The following is a 17,541-nucleotide window of genomic DNA, read 5'->3' on the forward strand; positions in this document are numbered from 1 at the left end:
AAATTGCCACCATGGTCACTACAACGCATAGACGTCGATTTTGACAGGCGTAAAATATTGATACGTGACATAATCGCGTGTGAACTATTTGTTCGAAGAAAGGTACATGATGGGGAAAGCACTAGAATTTAATGACGCCGATTTTGATGCGGATGTCCTCCAGTCGACCGAACCGGTCTTGGTGGATTTTTGGGCCCCGTGGTGCGGTCCTTGCCGCCAGATTGCTCCGTTGATTGAAGAACTTGCTGTCCAATATGAAGGCAAGGTAAAGGTTGGCAAGATCAACACAGACGACAACCCTGAAACGGCTCAAAAGTACGGTGTGATGAACATCCCTACGTTGATCATTTTCAAGGATGGCGAAATTGCCGAGCGATTTATGGGCTTGGTTCCAAAATCGAAAATTGAATCTGCGATGCAGTCGGTTTAATTAGCGACTGGGTAACCCTCGCTCAAGCGAGTGGAAACTGATCGCCAATGCTAATCCGGCGGGTTCGCTAAAAACGCACCCGCTGGAATCGTGCCGAGAAATCAGCGATTGATTTCAGGTCGGTCTCCGAGACTTCGCAGCGCCGCACTCAAAGCTACTTTGCTGTGATTTTCAAAGCCAGATCGCGAATCGCTTTGAGGTCGAGCTTACCGGTACCTAGAACTGGGATCTCCTCGACTGCCAAAAAATCATCTTTAGAGGGCAGGTACAGGTTCGGCAAGCCGATGTCGCTTAAGTGCTTTAAGATGACTTCGGTGGGCTTGCTCAATCCGCGATGCAGAACAATCAAGCGTTCGCCGCGTTTCTCGTCGGGCACGGCAGTGACAACCGCTGTCACACTGCCATCTTCGTTCGTTTCACCGATACAACCGTGGATTGCTTCTTCGACCACGCCGTGCGGAATCATTTCACCGCCGATTTTAGAAAATCTGCTTTGCCTACCGGTCAGGTGAATAAAGCCATCATCATCGATGTGGCCGATGTCGCCCGTTTCGTACCAGCCTTCCTTGATGCATTTAGCAGACAGCTCGCTTTGATTTAGGTAACCAGGCATCAAGCCAGGTCCTCGGACGTACAACATGCCGTCGACATTGCGTGGCTGCACCGAGCCATCTTCCAGAGATAGGATCTTCGCTTCGACAGCGGGCAAAGGCTGGCCGACAGAGCCTTCTCGCAGTTTTGAACTGGGGTCTGCATCTGTGCATCGATTGGCGGGGATATTCACCGAGACGAGAGGTCCCATTTCAGTCATGCCATACCCTTCTACCGGTCGCACGCCGAATCGCTCTTCGAATGCATCGGACAGGGATTGAGGCTCTTTCTCGGCACCAACCACCACAAGATTCAGCGAGCGGAACATCTCTGGTTCTACGCGTCTCAAATAGTTTCTGAGAAAGGTCGGGGTCGCAAGCAGCACGGAGGCTTGGAAATCTTGAGTTAACTTGCCAATTTGTCTTGCGTCCAATGGGCTGTAATGGAAGGCGGCCCCCAGTGGCAGCACAAAAGGAGTCCACAGCGTGACGGTAAAACCGAAGGAGTGAAAAAACGGCAAAATGCCAATCAGGAAATCTTTCTCGGTTAGCGAAAGAGCTGTTTGTATGGAACTGATGTTTGCTCGAATGTTTTCATAGGTAAGCACCACCCCTTTGGGATCGCCCGTAGAGCCGCTGGTGAAGATGATTGTCAGAGGGTCGCTTGAGTTTCTTTCCCGCCCCGAACGAGGCTTACACAGCGCAGCGACCGAAGCAAACTTTGCCTGAATTGCGGACACTATCTTGTCCCATAAGCCCACTTGCTCACGGATGTCCTCCAAGTAGATGTAGGAGGTCTTGAGTTCCAGGGGAAACTTCTCCATCGCTTTGCGCGAAGTGATCACGTGGCGAATCTCAGCATTATCCAGGCAACGATTCAAAATTGCTGAGGTTGCGGTGTAATTGAGGTTTACGGCGGTGACCCCATCGAGAGCCAAAGCGAAGTTCACGACGGCTCCGGGCACCGTAGGTGGCATTAAGACGCCTACATTTTGCTCATCGACGCCCAAAGTCCTTCGCAGCACGCGGCGCAGGACTAACGTCCGAGTCAGCAGATCAGAGCCATTTAATTTAACGCCGGTCGAATCGGCAATCCGAAGGTTTTTCGCTCTCGCGCGGCACTCGACAACGAACTCGGCACACAGGTTCCAACTTAGATTCTTAAATACTGGCATGTTTGGGTATTGAGTTGGCGAACTTGACTCAGTGGACGGACGTTTGTTATATCACGCAAGGCCCGTCATCACACTAGTACTGGGGCTTAGGGCAATCACAAAAGAAGTTAACAAAAGATGAATCGCTTTACGTCCTTTTTAGCAGGAATCGTGGTGGGAGTGATTGGGTTGTACGGCAGCATGCACTTCTATGTTGTCCGATCCAATGATGGAGTGCAATTCGTTCGAAAAATTTCGCCCCAAGTTGCCTTTCCTTACGTCGACATACGCACATTCACGGTGACCGACTGGCAGAATCACTCGCAATTGGCGGCCGCGATGGCAAAAGCTGGCAATTCGAAAGTCTTTGGCCAATCGGCGTCCAATGCGGTGGGCGAAACGGTATCCAACGCGGTGGATAACTGGATGAACGACCATAATTGGAATCGCTAGCGGTCGTTGATCGCAGTTAGGGGAAATGCAGAGCTTGCGGCGTGTTTAGGGTGGTCTATGCGGGGTTGAAATCCCGAACTGGAGATCCGAAAAGCTTCTGGTGTTGCGCGTTGATAGCCCTTGCGGTAGGGACAGATATTGGTAGATTAACCCCTCCAAAAAATGGGAGCGTAGCTCAGTCGGTAGAGCATCGGACTTTTAATCCGTGGGTCGCGCGTTCGAGTCGCGCCGCTCTCACTTTTGTTTTCTTTTGTATTCGGCTGGTCTCACACCACCGTTTTCGTGATGTGTCGCGGTTTTTCAAGAATGAATGCGACCACTCGTCTTTCCGGAATTTTGATTCCGGGGAACTAAGCACTTGTTGTAACGCGTCCGTCAGCGAGATTTCCAACTCGATTGAACAGGCTCGGTGGGCGTGCGACGTGCCGGAACATGCACAACCTGCGACAATAGTTCGCAATACCAACTTCAGGCGGGATCTATTTGCAGGCACTGCCGCCTAAAAGCCGACACGCCTGCGGAAGACTTAAATGGGCCTAAAGGAGGGACTGCCTACAAAGTTGAACGGTATTGCGTTTAGATGAAAAGCCTGTCGTAGGCTTCCATCATCAAAGTTTGAGATGCAACCTCAACTTTTACGGATCATGTCGATTAAGTCTTCCGTGGATAGTTTGGCAGCACTGTGCGACCCATCTAGGATTCCTGCGACTAAATCTCGCTTGCTCTCATGCAGCTTGAGAATCTCGTCCTCAATCGTGTCCTTGGCGATGATGCGATAGACCATCACGGCCTTGTCTTGTCCGATTCGGTGCGCACGGTCAGTCGCCTGATCTTCCACGGCCGGGTTCCACCAAGGGTCCATGTGGATCACATAATCGGCTGCGGTTAAGTTCAATCCGGTGCCGCCAGCCTTCAGCGAAATCAAAAATGCTGTCGCATCACCATTTTGGAACCCATCCACTTCCGTTTGCCGTTTCGCCGCCGGGGTCGATCCGTCTAAATAACGATAGCTGATCTGTTCCTGCTCTAGCATTTCACGGATCAAGGCAAGATGTTGCACAAACTGACTGAAGATCAATACTCGGTGCCCCTCCTCCTTCAACTCCTGCAGTTTCTCGGCAAGTTGTTCCAGCTTTGCAGACCGATCTTTCCAAGTGTCATGCACAATCCGTGGATGACATGCAATTTGCCGTAGTCTAGTAAGCAATGCAAGGATCTTGAAACGCTGATCTTGGATGTCAGGCAATTTGGCAATCGAATCCAACTCGCCCATTGCGGATTGGCGAACCGAGTCGTAGATAGCTCGTTCGGCTGGCGACAATTCCACGTACAGATTCATTTCAGTTCGCGGCGGCAGGTCTTTGAGGACTTCTTTTTTCGTTCTTCGCAAGACGAAGGGTTTCAGTCGTTCGCGCAGTGCCATTTGCCTTTCAGGATCTTTGCCTTTCTCAATTGGAGCCGCAAATCTCGTGCGGAAATTTTCCCAACTGCCAAACACGCCTGGAGCGACGACCTTGAATAAGCTCCACAGTTCGCCAAGATGATTTTCCACCGGGGTACCGGTCAGGGCGATCGTCCAATTCGATGGAATCGCTGCGATAGCCAACGACGTTTTGCTGCGTCCATTCTTGATCGCTTGGGCTTCGTCCAGCACCATGCTAGACCATTGCACCTCCGCTAATTTTTGGCTGTCGCGAAGCGCTAAGCCGTAGCTGCAGACGACTAAATCGTTAGCACCGATCGAGCTCAGGAAATCGCCGCGGTCGGTTTCGCGATAAAGATGCACGTTCATTTCGGGTGCAAAATTCTTCGCTTCCCGAACCCAGTTAAATGCGACGGAAGTCGGAGCGATCACCAGGGCTGGTCCTTCATGGGCGCGATCCAGCAGCACGGCAAGTGTTTGGACTGTTTTTCCCAGTCCCATATCGTCGGCCAAGACTCCGCCCACACCCCATTCGGCCAATCGCCTGAGCCATTGGAAGCCTTCGAATTGATACTCCCGTAGCGTAGCGTTCAATCCCGCGGGCAACTGAGGATCGATCGTTTCAGCACGCTCTAGCTTTTCCAGGCACTTGTTCCAGGCTCGAGTGCTTTCGAAATGGAACAACTCGTTCAACTCGCGCAGGTGAACCGCGGATGTCTTATCAAAACGCAGTGTCCCTCGGTCTTGATGGGTGGAATCGTCCAGACGACGCAGTCCGTTCCGCAGATCGTCTGAGATCCGAGCCCACCCCTGGTCACCTATGCGAACAAAGTTGCCTTGGACTTGATTCTCGGCCTGCTCACGCAAGCTTTGTAGCAGGCTGGAAATCTCAATCGACGTTTGGCCGTTGTTCCATTGACCACTTAAGTTGAACCAGTCTCTTTTTTGTCCGATTTCGACTCGGACATTGTTGGAGCTGATCGTGCCCAGGATACGCAACGGCTCTTCCGAAGTCTTGTCCCACAGCACTTCACATTGCAGTTGTTCTGCTGGCGTGGTTTGGATTCGCTCAAGTAACTGGAAGGCTGTCTCGAAGTCATCAATGGTGCCTTGGTGTTCTCTGGGATTCAGTCCAAATGCGGTCAGTGTTTGCTGAGCGAGCTGGATTTCCTTTCGATAGGATCGCAGTAGTTGATATGGTTTGCCATCTTCTAGACCTTGGATAACTGACGGGCCTTTGGCAGGACGTCGCATCGTCCCTAAGGTGTCTTTCAATCGAATACCATAATCCAGTTGTCCTGTTTTTCGCGAACGGAGCAGCAGCACGGCTTTGGGATTGTCATCTCGTTTGGGGCCATGAGTCGACTCGGGTAACAGAAGACCGATGGTACGTTGTGCGGCGACTAGCTTGGGCAGAAGCGTTTCAAAGTGTTGAGCAGGAATGGGAGGCAATCCAATGACAGCGGAGACCACGTCGGTCGTGATCTCGTCGGACTCCCAAAATTGAATTTCAAGTTTGTTTGTATCCAAACAGACCACACCTTCATCTTCAATTTCACAGTCTTCCGCTGAATAACAGAGGCCATTGGAGTAGAAACTTGGGTGGTAGCAATCTTGCTCAAGTTCGAAGGTTATATAGACATCGGAGCGAACGACTTTTGCGGGCACACTATTGATAAGAGCTTCTTCTGAGCCTTCTAGGGCTGCCGCCACTTGGGTGAGCGACAGGTAGGGTGAGTCATAGTAGTTCTCTGGCATTTCAATCAGACTAGCAATTTGCTTAACTTTCTCGCTCAAGTCCTTTCGCATATGCAGCGAGTCTAAAGAGAGGGCTTTACCTTTGGTCCAACCGCCCCCTTTCTTGCGCGGCGTTTGCAAAATCGGGATGACTTTCCATTCTGAAGAGCAAGAAAAATCCCAAACAACTCGTCCGGTAGGCGCAGAGGGCTGGAAGTCACCCAGACAATCGTCCGGTTCCATAGAAAGTAAATCTGCTTGGCCGAGTTCGAAGTCGAGTAATGAAGCGACCTGCTGGACATCAAAGTAAGCGAAGCTAGAAAGCGCCGGTTTTTTTTGATCAGGATCAAAGTCCGAGTTTTGAATCTGCTTGTTGAGCGCAGACTTGTTGTCGTTCAGTAATCGGACAATGTGGGATACAAAAAGATAGCCGTGAGGGCAAGGATATTGACCGTCGGAATCTTCACAACTGCAGCCACAGGGGCTGTTTTCTCTAGCGTCTCCCTTGATGAACCGAGCGAACACAGCGTGCCTCTCTGTTCCGACAACCACTCGGCCGCAGACCATCCCGTCCTTGAAAACGGAATCAATATCAACCGTCGCCTTAAGTTTTTGGGAATTGGTTCGCGACTGCTTCGGGAAAGCCCCCTGCAACATTTCATAATTGCTCAGCCAAATTGATTTGGTGGGTTGGCTGATTGCTGTTTTCATCGCAGCGATCCGCGTTAACGGGACGTCATCATCTAAAACTTGTTGAACCAGCAATGGATCATCCATAAGAGCCGCAAGAGGATTTGGCGATGCTGTTGCGCGTTTGCCGCCAAAGATGGCTCCCAATGCTGCGGACAAAGTATTTCGGTCAATTGGAGAGCGGCGATTTGGTTGGTTCTTCATGAATCCTTGAGACTCCGTGTGCAGTTGTGACTTTACAGCCACTCGCTGGTGAAATTCGTTATTTGCTCCAGAGGCCTCAATTTACCCAAAGTTGCTGAATTCGAGAACGTCAGTTTCCCGGCATTCTGCTCGAAATCGAAATCGCTTTCGATCACATCGCGTCATGGTTCGATGTGGCTCACTTGAACTCTTTGCCGACACCCAGCGAGATTGGTGAAGTTGGTCAAGCGGTGCTGAACCCAAGATGGTCTGCTTCCGTCATCAAGTGATCATTTTCTTTGGTTTCCTTTGCCCAGACATTCATCAATGTTAGTTCCGCGTCGCCCCAGATCGTTGCGAACGCTGCATCGGCGGCATCTCGGCCAGCACCGATACGAACCAAGCCTGCCGGTGGGGCAAGCTTTGTCGGGTCAAACAGGTACCATCGGTCGCCAAGATACGCTTCAAAGAAGCCATGGAAATCAGGTGGCTTCAAACGACAGGCATATCCAGAGATATAGCGTGCAGGCACGCCTAGCGCACGACAAAACGCGATTGCCACGTGAGCAAAATCGCGGCATACTCCTTTGCGCTGGATCAGGACATCGCAGGCTGTGGTGGAAAGCGTCGTTGTGCCTGCTTGGTACGTGAGTTTCTTGTGCGCCCACTGGCAGATGGCGTTTACACGATCAAAATTCGCGGGCAATCCACCAAACAATTGCTCCGCATAATCAGTCAGTTTGTCCGACTCGCAGTATCGACTTTGATTTAAATAGATCAGCACTTCTGCTGGAATGAAAGCGTAATCCAACTGCTCAACGGTTTTTGTCGACTCCATCGCCGCCGCCAATCGCACCGTGGCGTCGTACTCGATCTTCAGCGGACCTGGGGGCACTACCAAGCGATGGAATCGGTTTTTCGCTTGTCCGATCTGGCATGGTACCGCATCCACTTCGGGAGTCACTCGCAAAGACTCCTGCAAAACTTCCTGATGTTCTGTCCTTGCACAAGCAATGTTCAGCAACAGTACCGTCGGTTTGGCAACCTGGTACTCCAATAAGCAGCCTACCTCAATAGGGGCTAACTTCAGTCTACTCATGCATCGCTACCTTTCTGTTGGGAATCAACGGGTCTAGCCAGCTTTTGGAAACGCTTTGAAGTGTCGCTGCCATGGCATCATGCCAAGTTTGAGTGATCGCTTGAAGGTCACTTTCCTGAAAGCGTTGCTGCCTAAATTCAGTTTCATCGCTTTGCATGATGGCCATATCGATTGGATAATCGACGTCGGTCACGCTAGTGGCTGTCATGTCAAAGGCCAACAGAGATAGCGTTGCGGCTTGGGCCAGCGATGTTTTGCAAGTCAGATGTCGATCCAAAACCGCGCGACCATTGGGCGTGCGACCGATGACAAAGTAAGGTGAATCGTCGTTGACTTCGATCCAGTTACCTTCGGGGTAAATCAGAAACAAAGTCGGATTGGGGTCGTCTCGCAGTCGACCTCCGATGATCGCATGCAAATTGAAGCTTAAGTTCCCTTGGTGCAGTGCTTCGTAATCTTCCGAGCGGACACGTCGCAATTGTTCGCCCAAGACATTGGCCACTTGGTACAACCGCGTGAAAGAACCTTCGCTGCTGGACATCGCTTCTTCACCGTAGATCAGCATCTTGTCGCGAATGCTCCGCAGTCCGCTGGTCATCGTAAAAAACGATCCTCCAGCAGCAAGATGAAGTGCGAGTTTCGCTTTGCTCAGTCGCTCGCCGCCTTTGACGATGCGTGTGTCCGCCAAAGCGACAATGCCGTCTTGAACTCGCGTAGCAATACAGAATGTCATTCCGGGCCTTTATCTAAAACACGATCAAATGGATCACTCGGTTATAATCTACGACACGCGTGAAAAGTCAAACGCTCTGCCCTATTCTTTTTGGTCGAGCGAACCTTCTTGAGCCAATGACGACTTGATTTGAGCGATTCGGTCTTGTAACAACCGATACTCTGGAGCTTGCTTGACTAGCGAGAGTGCGGTTTCAAAGCAGGCTAGCGCTTCAGTGAATCTCCCCGCGCGGCGCAACAATTCGCCCTTAGCCGAATGCAAGAGATGATAATCGGCCAGACTTTTTTCAGAAACAATTTTTTCAATCACAGCTAGACCCGCTTCAGGGCCTCGCTGCATCGCGACTGCGACCGCTTGGTTCAGCTCTACAATCGGCGATGGTTGCCATCGCTTCAGTAAATCATACAACGCGACAATCTGCCCCCAATCCGTCTGATCAGCAGATGGGGCGTCAGCATGAACCGCGGAAATCGCTGCTTGCAAGGTGTAGCTGCCAAAGCGACGCGAGGCCAACGCTTGTTCGACCAAATGAAGGCCTTCCCGGATCAGCGCTTGGTCCCAAAGCGATCGGTCCTGTGCTTCTAACAGAATAATCTCACCTTGCGGCGTCGTACGAGCCGGAGTTCGCGATTCATGCAGCAGCATCAATGCGAGTAACCCCTGCACTTCCGGCGCGGGATGCAACTCCAGCAGCAATCTACCCAATCGGATCGCTTCGCTGGCAAGCTCGTTGCGTGTGTGAACGGGACCAACCGACGCCGAATAACCTTCGTTAAAAACCAAGTAGATCACCGATAGCACAGCGTCTAAACGCTCAGGCAAATCCGCTAGGCTCGGGATCTCGTAAGGGATCTTCGCTTCACGAATCTTCGCTTTGCCGCGCACAATCCGCTGCGCCATCGTCGACGTGGATGTGAGAAAGGCGTTGGCAATCTCTTCGGTGGTTAGACCACATATTTCTCGCAATGTTAAAGGCACTTGGATGCTGGGATCGATCGCGGGATGGCAGCAAGTGAAGATTAATCGCAACCGGTCGTCGGTGACATCGTGCTGTGTCCCCTGCTGATTGCCTTCTTGAATCGCCTCCATCCTGGCCAGAATGTCAGGCTGCATTTGCCTAAGTTTTGCTTGGCGGCGAACCAAGTCGATTGCCTTAAACTTGCCTGTCGATACCAACCAAGCGGTTGGATTGGCGGGTTGGCCTTCGACCGGCCACTGTTTTAAGGCCGCTGCAAATGCTTCATGCAAACACTCTTCGGCAAGATCAAAGTCTCCTACCAAGCGAACTAGCGTAGCAAAAACTCTCCTTGCGTGCTGCGTGTAAATCTCGCTGATACTGGTGTCAGTCATCCGAGTTCTTTACTAGCGGTTGGATCAATTCAGGCCCCTGATTCCTTGCGTTGCTTACCTTAGAAGAAACTTCGATAGCCATTAAGTCGTCATTGGCAGGCGGTCTTGCAAACTTCAACATATCGTCAGCCTCGAAGGGTTGCTCGCTGAGCCATCGTTGCCGCTGCGGTTCATCCATGAGCAACAAGGGCATACGGTCGTGCAGATATTGATACTTTTCATTGGCGGTTGTCGTGATGATACTGACCGATCGCAAGGGCGATTCAGGGTTTTCCGCCAGATGCTTATTGTCTTGCCAAATCCCAGCGAAGAAAAAAGGTTGCTGATCGGCCCGAGTGATCCAATGAGGACGCTTGGAGCCATCTGGCATCTTCATCCATTCGTAATAACCGTCAGTCGGGACTAAGCAGCGGTTGGTCTGAACGATTTTCTTGAATGTGGGCTTTTCCAAGATGGTTTCGCTGCGTGCATTAATCAGCTTGGCTCCCTCAGCCTTCGACTTGACCCAAGCTGGCAGCAGTCCCCAGAACATTTTTTGGCATCGCAGGTGATGGTCCGTGCTGCAAGCTACCGTCCAAATGAATTGCGTTGGAGCGATATTGTAACTGGGAGTGATCGATGACGGTACCAGATCGATCGGGTCTTTGAATAACGAGCCGATCCAATCTGCGAGATTGCTTTTTAGCGTGAATCGACCGCACATGAGAGCATGGAAAAGGGATAATCAGCGTTTGGGCTCACTCCAGTGTAATCGCTCGCGTGATCAGGGGCCAGAATCGAAGCACTCCAATTGTGGCACTGGCACCACAGGCCAGCAAAACTGCCCCAGCGGCTACATCTTTCGCATCGCGAACCAGCGGATGATACTCCAACGAAATACGATCCGCGAGTCTTTCCAACGCGGTATTAAACAGCTCTGCGGTTAATACTATTGCGATGCACAATACCAGCCAACACCAATCGTCCCAGTCTGCACGCAGTAGCAAAGCCAGTGTGCTCACCGCAATCGCGACTAAGATTTGGAAGCGGAGATGCGATTCCGTCGCGATGCCATGGCTCAGCCCTCGGACAGCGACCGCGAAAGCCTTTATCTTCAGTGCCATGGCAGATTTCGTTGGAGCTTCAGCAATAAGCTAAAACTCATTGCTGCTTTGTTGCGGAACTCTTCAGGCTACTTTGCGGAGCGAGCCTGTATGGAAGTATTGATCGATCGCTTCCACGACCCGATGTTGCTCTTCGATCGCTAGCTCCGGATAAATCGGGAGATGAAGAATCTCGCGAGCTGCTTTCTCGGTGTGAGGCAGACTGCCGGCGGTGTACCCCAAGTGCTTAAAGCATTGTTGCTGATGAAGCGGAATCGGATAGTAGATCTCGCAACCAATATTTCGTGCTTGCAAGTACTGCAGCAATGCGTCGCGACGTCCTTCATGCACGCGAACTCCGAACTGGTTGTAGACGTGAAACGCCTTGACGTCTTGGCTAGGCAGATCGCATACATCGTCCAAATGGTTTGCGGCGAAAAGCGTTCTGTAACGAGCCGCGTTGGATTGACGAGCCCGGGTGTAGCTGGCTAAGTGATCCATCTTGACACTCAGTACGGCCGCTTGAATGGTGTCCAGTCGCGAATTGATGCCAACCTCACGATGATGGTAACGTGGCTGCATGCCATGTGCGGCAAACAATCGCAGTCTGGCTGCAGTCATATCGTCGTGGCAGGTCAGCATGCCGCCGTCGCCAAACCCACCCAAGTTTTTGGTTGGGTAGAAACTTAAGCAACCGATGTCGCCCCAAGCACACGCAGGTTTGCCGTCATAGCGAGCGCCGATGGCTTGCGCAGCATCTTCGACCACAGCGATGTTCTTGCGTGTAGCAAGATCGCATAGTTGGTCCATGGCGGCGCACTGGCCGAACAAATGCACCGGAATGATCGCCTTGGTCTGCGATGTAATCAATGATTCCACATGCGAAACGGAAATGTTGTAGGTGTCGGGTTCTATGTCTGCAAAAACAATCTTTGCGCCTAAACGCTCGACACAGGAGGCTGTTGCAAAAAATGTAAAGCTAGGCAAGATAACTTCATCGCCAGCCCGCACATTCAACGCCATCAGTGCCAGCAGCAAAGCATCGCTGCCAGAAGCACAACCAATAGCGTGCTTGGTCTCGCAAACCTCAGCGACTTTGCCTTCAAGCTCGGTGACTTGAGGGCCATGCAGGAACCTGCCGCTGTCCACGACGGCCGTGATTGCTTGCAGGATTTCGTCGCGCAGCGCTTGGTTGCCGCGATTGACGTCAAGAAGTGGAACGGGATTGGGTTTTAGAGAAGTGTTCATGAATGAAAGCATCCTTGCTTGTTCGCGGCAGGCATTGAAAAGTATCGCGGCAGCCACATGTAGAATTACTTGTTGGAATCTAAGCCCCCTGCTTGCTCAGCGTCAAGAGAGGTTCCAGAAAACCACGCAACCGCTAAATCTCCGCTGCGATAACTACTAGGCCTGCAGGGGCGGACTGCACGTAGGAAAGCAGTCGATGTCGACCGAAAGAACGTGCGAGTTTTGCTGGCAGACTATCCGCGAAGTTTAGAACATCGCTACAATCTAAGGCAGCGTTGCATTGAACGAAACTTATCAAGGAAAACCACGTGTCAGGAAAACCGCCCCGCAATATTGGTGATTTGCTTCGGGAATTTCGCGAACATCGCGATCGAATGAAGCATGAGATGGCAAAGATTATCGTGGGGCAAGACGAAGTCATCGACCAGATTTTTGCTGCCATCTTCACCCGCGGACACTGCTTGCTGGAGGGTGTGCCTGGCCTAGCGAAAACGTTAATGGTCAGTACGCTAGCTAAAATCCTGGATGTTCAGTTCAAACGTATTCAATTCACGCCGGACTTAATGCCATCGGACATCACAGGCACCAACGTGTTGGATGAAGACGAACATGGTCGTCGGCAGTTTCGCTTTGTCGAAGGGCCGATCTTTACCAACATATTGCTGGCCGACGAGATCAACCGTACGCCTCCCAAGACCCAAGCGGCTCTCTTGCAGGCTATGCAGGAACGTGAGATCTCAGTTGGTACAACGACCTATGATTTGCCGGACCCATTCTTTACGATCGCAACTCAAAATCCGATCGAACAAGAAGGGACGTATCCTTTGCCCGAGGCCCAGTTGGATCGCTTTATGTTTAACATCAAGGTGGGGTATCCTTCGGCCGACGAAGAAGAACAAATCTTGACCAACACGATTCGAGCGGAAAAACCGGTTGCTGAAAAAGTGCTTACCGGCAAAGCGATTTTGAACATTCAAAAACTAGTCGCAGGGGTGGCTGTCACTGACTATGTCATTAAGTATGCCGCAGCCTTGGTCCGTGCAACACGGCCGCACGACAATGCGTCACCTGGCTTTATCAAAGAGCTATTGGACTGGGGCGCAGGGCCTCGTGCAGGACAATTCTTACTGGCTGGCGGTAAAGCGATGGCCGCTATGGATGGTCGATTCTCAGTCGCGATCGAAGACATCCGTCGCGTCGCGATTCCCATTCTGCGTCATCGCTTGGCGACGAATTTTCAAGCCCAAGCAGACGGTATGTCTACAGAGAAGATTCTAGAGCGATTGCTAAAGGAAGTACCTGAACCGGTCATTCCCAAGTATGCTGCCGCCCAAGAAGCTCCGCCAATCCAGTTGTAATATCGAAACTATCACGAGCATGGAAGCGGCTGTGCGACGCATTGAGCACCGCTTCGCGTACGACGTTTAGGTCCCTTTTCGTAATGAATCCATCGATTGAATCAAACGCTGATTGGGAGCTTTTGCGAAATGCGCAACGACAATGGGCCTCCCGCGATGTAAAAGCTCGCGTCGCTCCGCTGCGCATGCTACCCAGCATGCTGCAAAGCAATGCTGAAGCGATCTTTGTCCAGTTGGATCAACGAAATGCGCGTTCGCTGTCGCAGTTCATCTCGTCCGAATTGCTTTCGTTAGCGGCCGCGGCCAAATGGCATGTACGAAATGCCCCGTCTGTTCTCAAGCAGCGATTCACTCAACATCGCGGGCTCGACTTTTATCTTGGACGCATGCAAGTTGAGGTGATTCGTGAACCGTATGGGATCGTTCTGGTAATTGGAACATGGAACTACCCAGTGTTTCTAACGGGCGTGCAGATGCTCCAAGCTTTAGTTGCTGGCAATGCGGTTGTGGTGAAGCCCGCTCCCGGTGCTCAAGCAGTGACGCAGGCGTTAGCGAACTTGTTTATTGAGTGCGGTTTTCCTCGCGAGTTAATTCGTGTCATTGACCCGGCGGCGCAATCGGTCGATGCATGTCTGGAGGCGGGGGTTGATTTGCTGATCATGACGGCGTCGAGCAAGACCGGGCGCTTAGTGGCGGCCAAGGCGGCGGAGAAACTGGTGCCGGTAATAGCTGAGCTGAGTGGTTGTGATGCGATGTTTGTGCTAGAGGGGGCGGATTTGGAGAAAGTGGCCCGCGCGATTGCCTTTGGTTTGCGACTGAATCATGGAGCAACCTGTATGGCACCGCGACGCGTGTTGATTAACGAGCAACAAGCGAACCGCTTGGTCGAACTGCTCTTGACCCATATGCCTCAGCTCGCCGCGCGAAAGTTGCCTTTACCAACGCAGCAGTCCCTGCATGGCCTGTTGGAAAGTGCTACTAGGCAAGGAGCTGTGGTGACCGCGTTTGCTGGTGCGGAATCGATCGAGTGGAATTCGTTTGCGAGTGAAGCAGATGTATCCGCTGTGATCGTCGATCGCGTCGATAGGGCGATGGCTATCGCGCAAGCAGACATCTTTGCTCCAGTAGTTTCGATCTTAAGGCAGAAAGACGCGAGCCTGGAAACGTGGCTGCAGTGCAATGAGCAGTGTCCGTACGCTCTGACGGCAAGTGTTTTTGGCGATCCACAAACGGCTCGTCAATTGGCCACACGTATCAACGCGAGTATGGTCACGATCAATGACGTCATTGCACCTACGGTCGAGCCAAGTCTGAGTTTTGGCGGGCGTGGTGAGAGCGGGTTTGGCGTTTCGCGTGGAGCCGAGGGGCTTCGACAAATGACGCGGGAAAAGTCAATTCTGCTTCGCCAAGGGAACTTTTTGCCGCATCTGGATGCGCCTCATGCGTCCGATGATAACTTGATTCAAGGCCTTTTCGCTTGGTTGCACGGGCAAAATCTAAGGCAAAGAATCGCGGGAATTCGTCGAATGGTCCAAGCCGTGAAGCTCAAGAGCTTGTCAAAGTGATAAAAAGCATCATAACAGTACGTTGACAGTTGCGTGGCGAGCGGACTTCGAGATCGCACATTGTTAGGAACATGGGTTGAAAATGATTGACAAGCAACGAAGCAGTTTACGAGTCGGCGTGGTTGGAAGCGGTCTGGCAGGTTTGGCATCGGCCTGCACGTTGGCTGCACGCGGGCATCGCGTCACTGTTTTCGAAAAGAACGAATGGTTCGGTGGCAAAGCAGCGGTGCACGCCGAAGGTGGCTATCGATTCGATATGGGGCCAACCATTCTAACGCTGCCATCGGTCCTAAAACGTATCTTTGCCGAAGCTGGTAAGAATGTTGAAGAGTATCTGGACTTGGTTCGCTTAGATCCGCAGTGGCGATGTTTTTTCGATGACGGAGCTACACTGGACTTGGTCGAAAATACCAGAGTGATGCAAGAGAACTTGATCGCACTTTCAGGCCGCAAGGAAGTTGCCGATGGCTACGAACGCTTTATTGGTATCTCGCAAAAACTGCATGATGTATCCAAGAAGTTTTTCTTTTGGCGCAGCATCGGTGGGTTGGCCGACACGATGGATGTGGGAGGAGCCTTCTCTCTGGACGTATTGAAAGATGTTTTGTCGCTGCGAATGGGCAAATCGGTCGCAGGACTGGTTCGATCTTGCGTCAGTGACGAGCGTGCGGCTCAAATGATCGACCACTTTACTCAATACGTAGGTTCTTCGCCCGAAGCCTCGCCGGCCGTACTCTGCGGGATTGCTCATATGCAGACCGAAGAGGGTGTCTGGTACCCGATCGGCGGAACACGTGCTGTGCCGGAAGCTCTGTACAAGTTGGGCCAAGAGTTAGGCGTTGAATATGTCGCCAACGCGGAAGTTGCGACGATCAACCGTGACAGCCAGCGAGTTCAAGGCGTGACGTTGAAAGATGGCCGTAGCTTCGAATTCGATGCCGTCGTTAGCAATTGCGATGCAGTCAGAACGCATACGGAATTGATGACCGGTTCGCCCGCTACGGGTCGCTTTAACAAACGACGCAAATACGAGCCCGCTTGTTCAGGCGTGGTGCTTTACTTGGGTTTGTCGCAGCGGTACGACCATTTGCTGCATCATAACTTTGTGTTCTCCAAGGACCCGCACGAAGAATTTGAATACATCTATCGTCGTGGTGAGCCCGCGCCGGACCCAACCGCCTATGTTTGTGCTCCAGCCGCAACCGAACCAGCCGTTGCACCGGAAGGTGGCGAAGCGCTGTATATCTTGGTGCACACTCCGTATTTACGAGAGCATCACAACTGGAGCGAGATGTTGCCGAAATATCGCGAAGTGATTCTCGATAAACTGGAACGCACCGGAAAAATGGTCGGCCTTCGCGATCGCATCGTAACCGAAGCGTCGCTAACCCCTGAAGGTATTCACAAGCGTTATCGTGTATTGAACGGCGCGATTTACGGATTGGCCAGCCATGGTCGATGGCTGGGAGCATTTAAGCCCGCTAATCGTAGTAAGGACCTGAAAGGGTTGTACTTGGCTGGCGGTGCCGCTCACCCTGGACCTGGGATGCCCATGGTCATGATGAGTGGCTGGATCGCAGCGGATGTAGTTGATCAAGATTCCAACAAGCTGGCGACGACTGCAGCGCACTAATCGATTTGTTTTCCGCTCATGCCGAAGCCAAAAAACGAGTTGCTCCAACGGATAGATTGGTTGTACAAAGGCTTTGTATGGTATGCCAATCGTATGGTCCGGCGGTCGTTTGAAACGATGGCTGTCGATGATTCTGCGTTTCGAACTCGGACCATTCCGGCTGATGTTCCGGCACTCGTTTTTGCCAATCATCCTTCCTGGTGGGATCCGATCCTGGCGATCTTGTTGCACGAGTTTGTATTTCCCGAGCGGATGTTTTATGCACCGATCGATGCGGAAGCGCTGAAGAAGTATGAAGTCTTTCGCAAGTTGGGTTTTTATCCAACACAAATGAATTCTCATACGGGGGCTGCCAGTTTTCTGCGTTACTCCAAAGCAATTCTCGATTCCAAGAAAGCCGCAATTTGGCTTACTCCCGAGGGACAATTCACCGATGCGCGTGATCACTCACGACCACTCATGCCTGGGTTGGCACACCTGTTTGTCTCTCAAAAACAAGTTGTAGCCGTGCCCTTGGCAATCGAGTATCCGTTTTGGAACGAACGTTTACCGTACATGCTGATGCGATTGGGTCAGCCGATCTTCTCACAAGATCTGGAAGGGAGATCGAAACCGGAAGTCTCTGAATTGTTGGCTCAGCAGTTTCGAGCTAATCAACAGCAGCTTAGAGAACTTGTGCTTGCGCGTTCGATGGCCCCATTTCACCGAGTGAAGCAAGCTACTCAGCGGCCAGGAAACTTGTACGATGTAGCCAGAATGACCAAGGCGATTTTTAAACGCCAGTCGATTCGGCTTCGTCATGATGATCAATAA

Annotated in this window: 14 protein-coding genes and 1 tRNA gene; 7 read left to right on the forward strand and 8 right to left on the reverse strand. The window is 51.8% G+C overall.

What is annotated here, in order from left to right; genetic code table 11:
* Positions 1–79 precede the first annotated feature (79 nt).
* A complete protein-coding gene (gene trxA / locus SH302x_RS04250) occupies positions 80–430 on the forward strand; it encodes a thioredoxin (RefSeq protein WP_479367503.1) in 351 nt (116 codons plus the stop codon).
* 154 nt (positions 431–584) lie between these two features.
* Here trxA and SH302x_RS04255 read toward each other — a convergent pair whose 3' ends face one another.
* The gene (locus SH302x_RS04255; RefSeq protein ID WP_479367504.1) at positions 585–2,195 is read right to left on the reverse strand and encodes an AMP-binding protein; all 1,611 of its coding nucleotides are present in this window, start codon (positions 2,193–2,195) and stop codon (positions 585–587) included.
* 117 nt (positions 2,196–2,312) lie between these two features.
* Between SH302x_RS04255 and SH302x_RS04260 the strand changes: the two genes are divergently transcribed.
* Together SH302x_RS04260 and SH302x_RS04265 are read left to right on the forward strand one after the other, a co-directional pair.
* The gene (locus tag SH302x_RS04260) at positions 2,313–2,627 is read left to right on the forward strand and encodes a hypothetical protein (protein WP_479367505.1); all 315 of its coding nucleotides are present in this window, start codon (positions 2,313–2,315) and stop codon (positions 2,625–2,627) included.
* Positions 2,628–2,791: 164 nt separating this feature from the next.
* Positions 2,792–2,864: transfer RNA gene (locus SH302x_RS04265), tRNA-Lys, on the forward strand.
* A 391-nt stretch (positions 2,865–3,255) separates the two neighbouring features.
* Here SH302x_RS04265 and SH302x_RS04270 read toward each other — a convergent pair.
* The 7 genes from SH302x_RS04270 to SH302x_RS04300 form a co-directional block, all read right to left on the reverse strand.
* Positions 3,256–6,681 (reverse strand): DEAD/DEAH box helicase, encoded by a 3,426-nt coding sequence (locus SH302x_RS04270; protein ID WP_479367506.1) that lies wholly within the window; start codon positions 6,679–6,681, stop codon positions 3,256–3,258.
* A 223-nt stretch (positions 6,682–6,904) separates the two neighbouring features.
* On the reverse strand, positions 6,905–7,759 hold the full coding sequence (locus SH302x_RS04275) for a transglutaminase-like domain-containing protein (RefSeq protein ID WP_479367507.1): 855 nt from the start codon (positions 7,757–7,759) through the stop codon (positions 6,905–6,907).
* On the reverse strand, positions 7,752–8,492 hold the full coding sequence (locus SH302x_RS04280) for a proteasome-type protease (protein ID WP_479367508.1): 741 nt from the start codon (positions 8,490–8,492) through the stop codon (positions 7,752–7,754). Before SH302x_RS04280 ends, SH302x_RS04275 begins: the two co-directional genes overlap by 8 nt.
* A gap of 81 nt (positions 8,493–8,573) precedes the next feature.
* Complete coding sequence (locus SH302x_RS04285) at positions 8,574–9,842, reverse strand: RNA polymerase sigma factor (RefSeq protein ID WP_479367509.1); 1,269 nt, start codon at positions 9,840–9,842, stop codon at positions 8,574–8,576.
* Positions 9,835–10,545 carry an SOS response-associated peptidase gene (locus SH302x_RS04290; RefSeq protein ID WP_479367510.1) on the reverse strand — a complete coding sequence of 237 codons (711 nt, stop codon included), beginning with the start codon at positions 10,543–10,545 and terminating at the stop codon, positions 9,835–9,837. Before SH302x_RS04290 ends, SH302x_RS04285 begins: the two co-directional genes overlap by 8 nt.
* Before the next feature lie 34 nt (positions 10,546–10,579).
* Positions 10,580–10,945: a diacylglycerol kinase family protein gene (locus SH302x_RS04295; RefSeq protein WP_479367511.1), complete on the reverse strand. Its 366-nt coding sequence runs from the start codon at positions 10,943–10,945 to the stop codon at positions 10,580–10,582.
* Positions 10,946–11,008: 63 nt separating this feature from the next.
* Positions 11,009–12,172 (reverse strand): DegT/DnrJ/EryC1/StrS family aminotransferase, encoded by a 1,164-nt coding sequence (locus SH302x_RS04300; RefSeq protein WP_479367512.1) that lies wholly within the window; start codon positions 12,170–12,172, stop codon positions 11,009–11,011.
* A gap of 341 nt (positions 12,173–12,513) precedes the next feature.
* Here SH302x_RS04300 and SH302x_RS04305 point away from each other — a divergent pair, with 341 nt between their 5' ends.
* From SH302x_RS04305 to SH302x_RS04320, 4 genes are all read left to right on the forward strand, one after another.
* On the forward strand, positions 12,514–13,530 hold the full coding sequence (locus SH302x_RS04305) for an AAA family ATPase (protein WP_479369238.1): 1,017 nt from the start codon (positions 12,514–12,516) through the stop codon (positions 13,528–13,530).
* 83 nt (positions 13,531–13,613) lie between these two features.
* Positions 13,614–15,095 carry an aldehyde dehydrogenase family protein gene (locus tag SH302x_RS04310; protein ID WP_479367513.1) on the forward strand — a complete coding sequence of 494 codons (1,482 nt, stop codon included), beginning with the start codon at positions 13,614–13,616 and terminating at the stop codon, positions 15,093–15,095.
* Between the two features lie 82 nt (positions 15,096–15,177).
* The gene (locus SH302x_RS04315; RefSeq protein ID WP_479367514.1) at positions 15,178–16,728 is read left to right on the forward strand and encodes a phytoene desaturase family protein; all 1,551 of its coding nucleotides are present in this window, start codon (positions 15,178–15,180) and stop codon (positions 16,726–16,728) included.
* Positions 16,729–16,746: 18 nt separating this feature from the next.
* Positions 16,747–17,541, forward strand: a complete 795-nt coding sequence (locus SH302x_RS04320; protein ID WP_479367515.1) for a lysophospholipid acyltransferase family protein — start codon at positions 16,747–16,749, stop codon at positions 17,539–17,541.

The sequence above is a fragment of the Njordella calcicola genome, assembly GCF_056494125.1.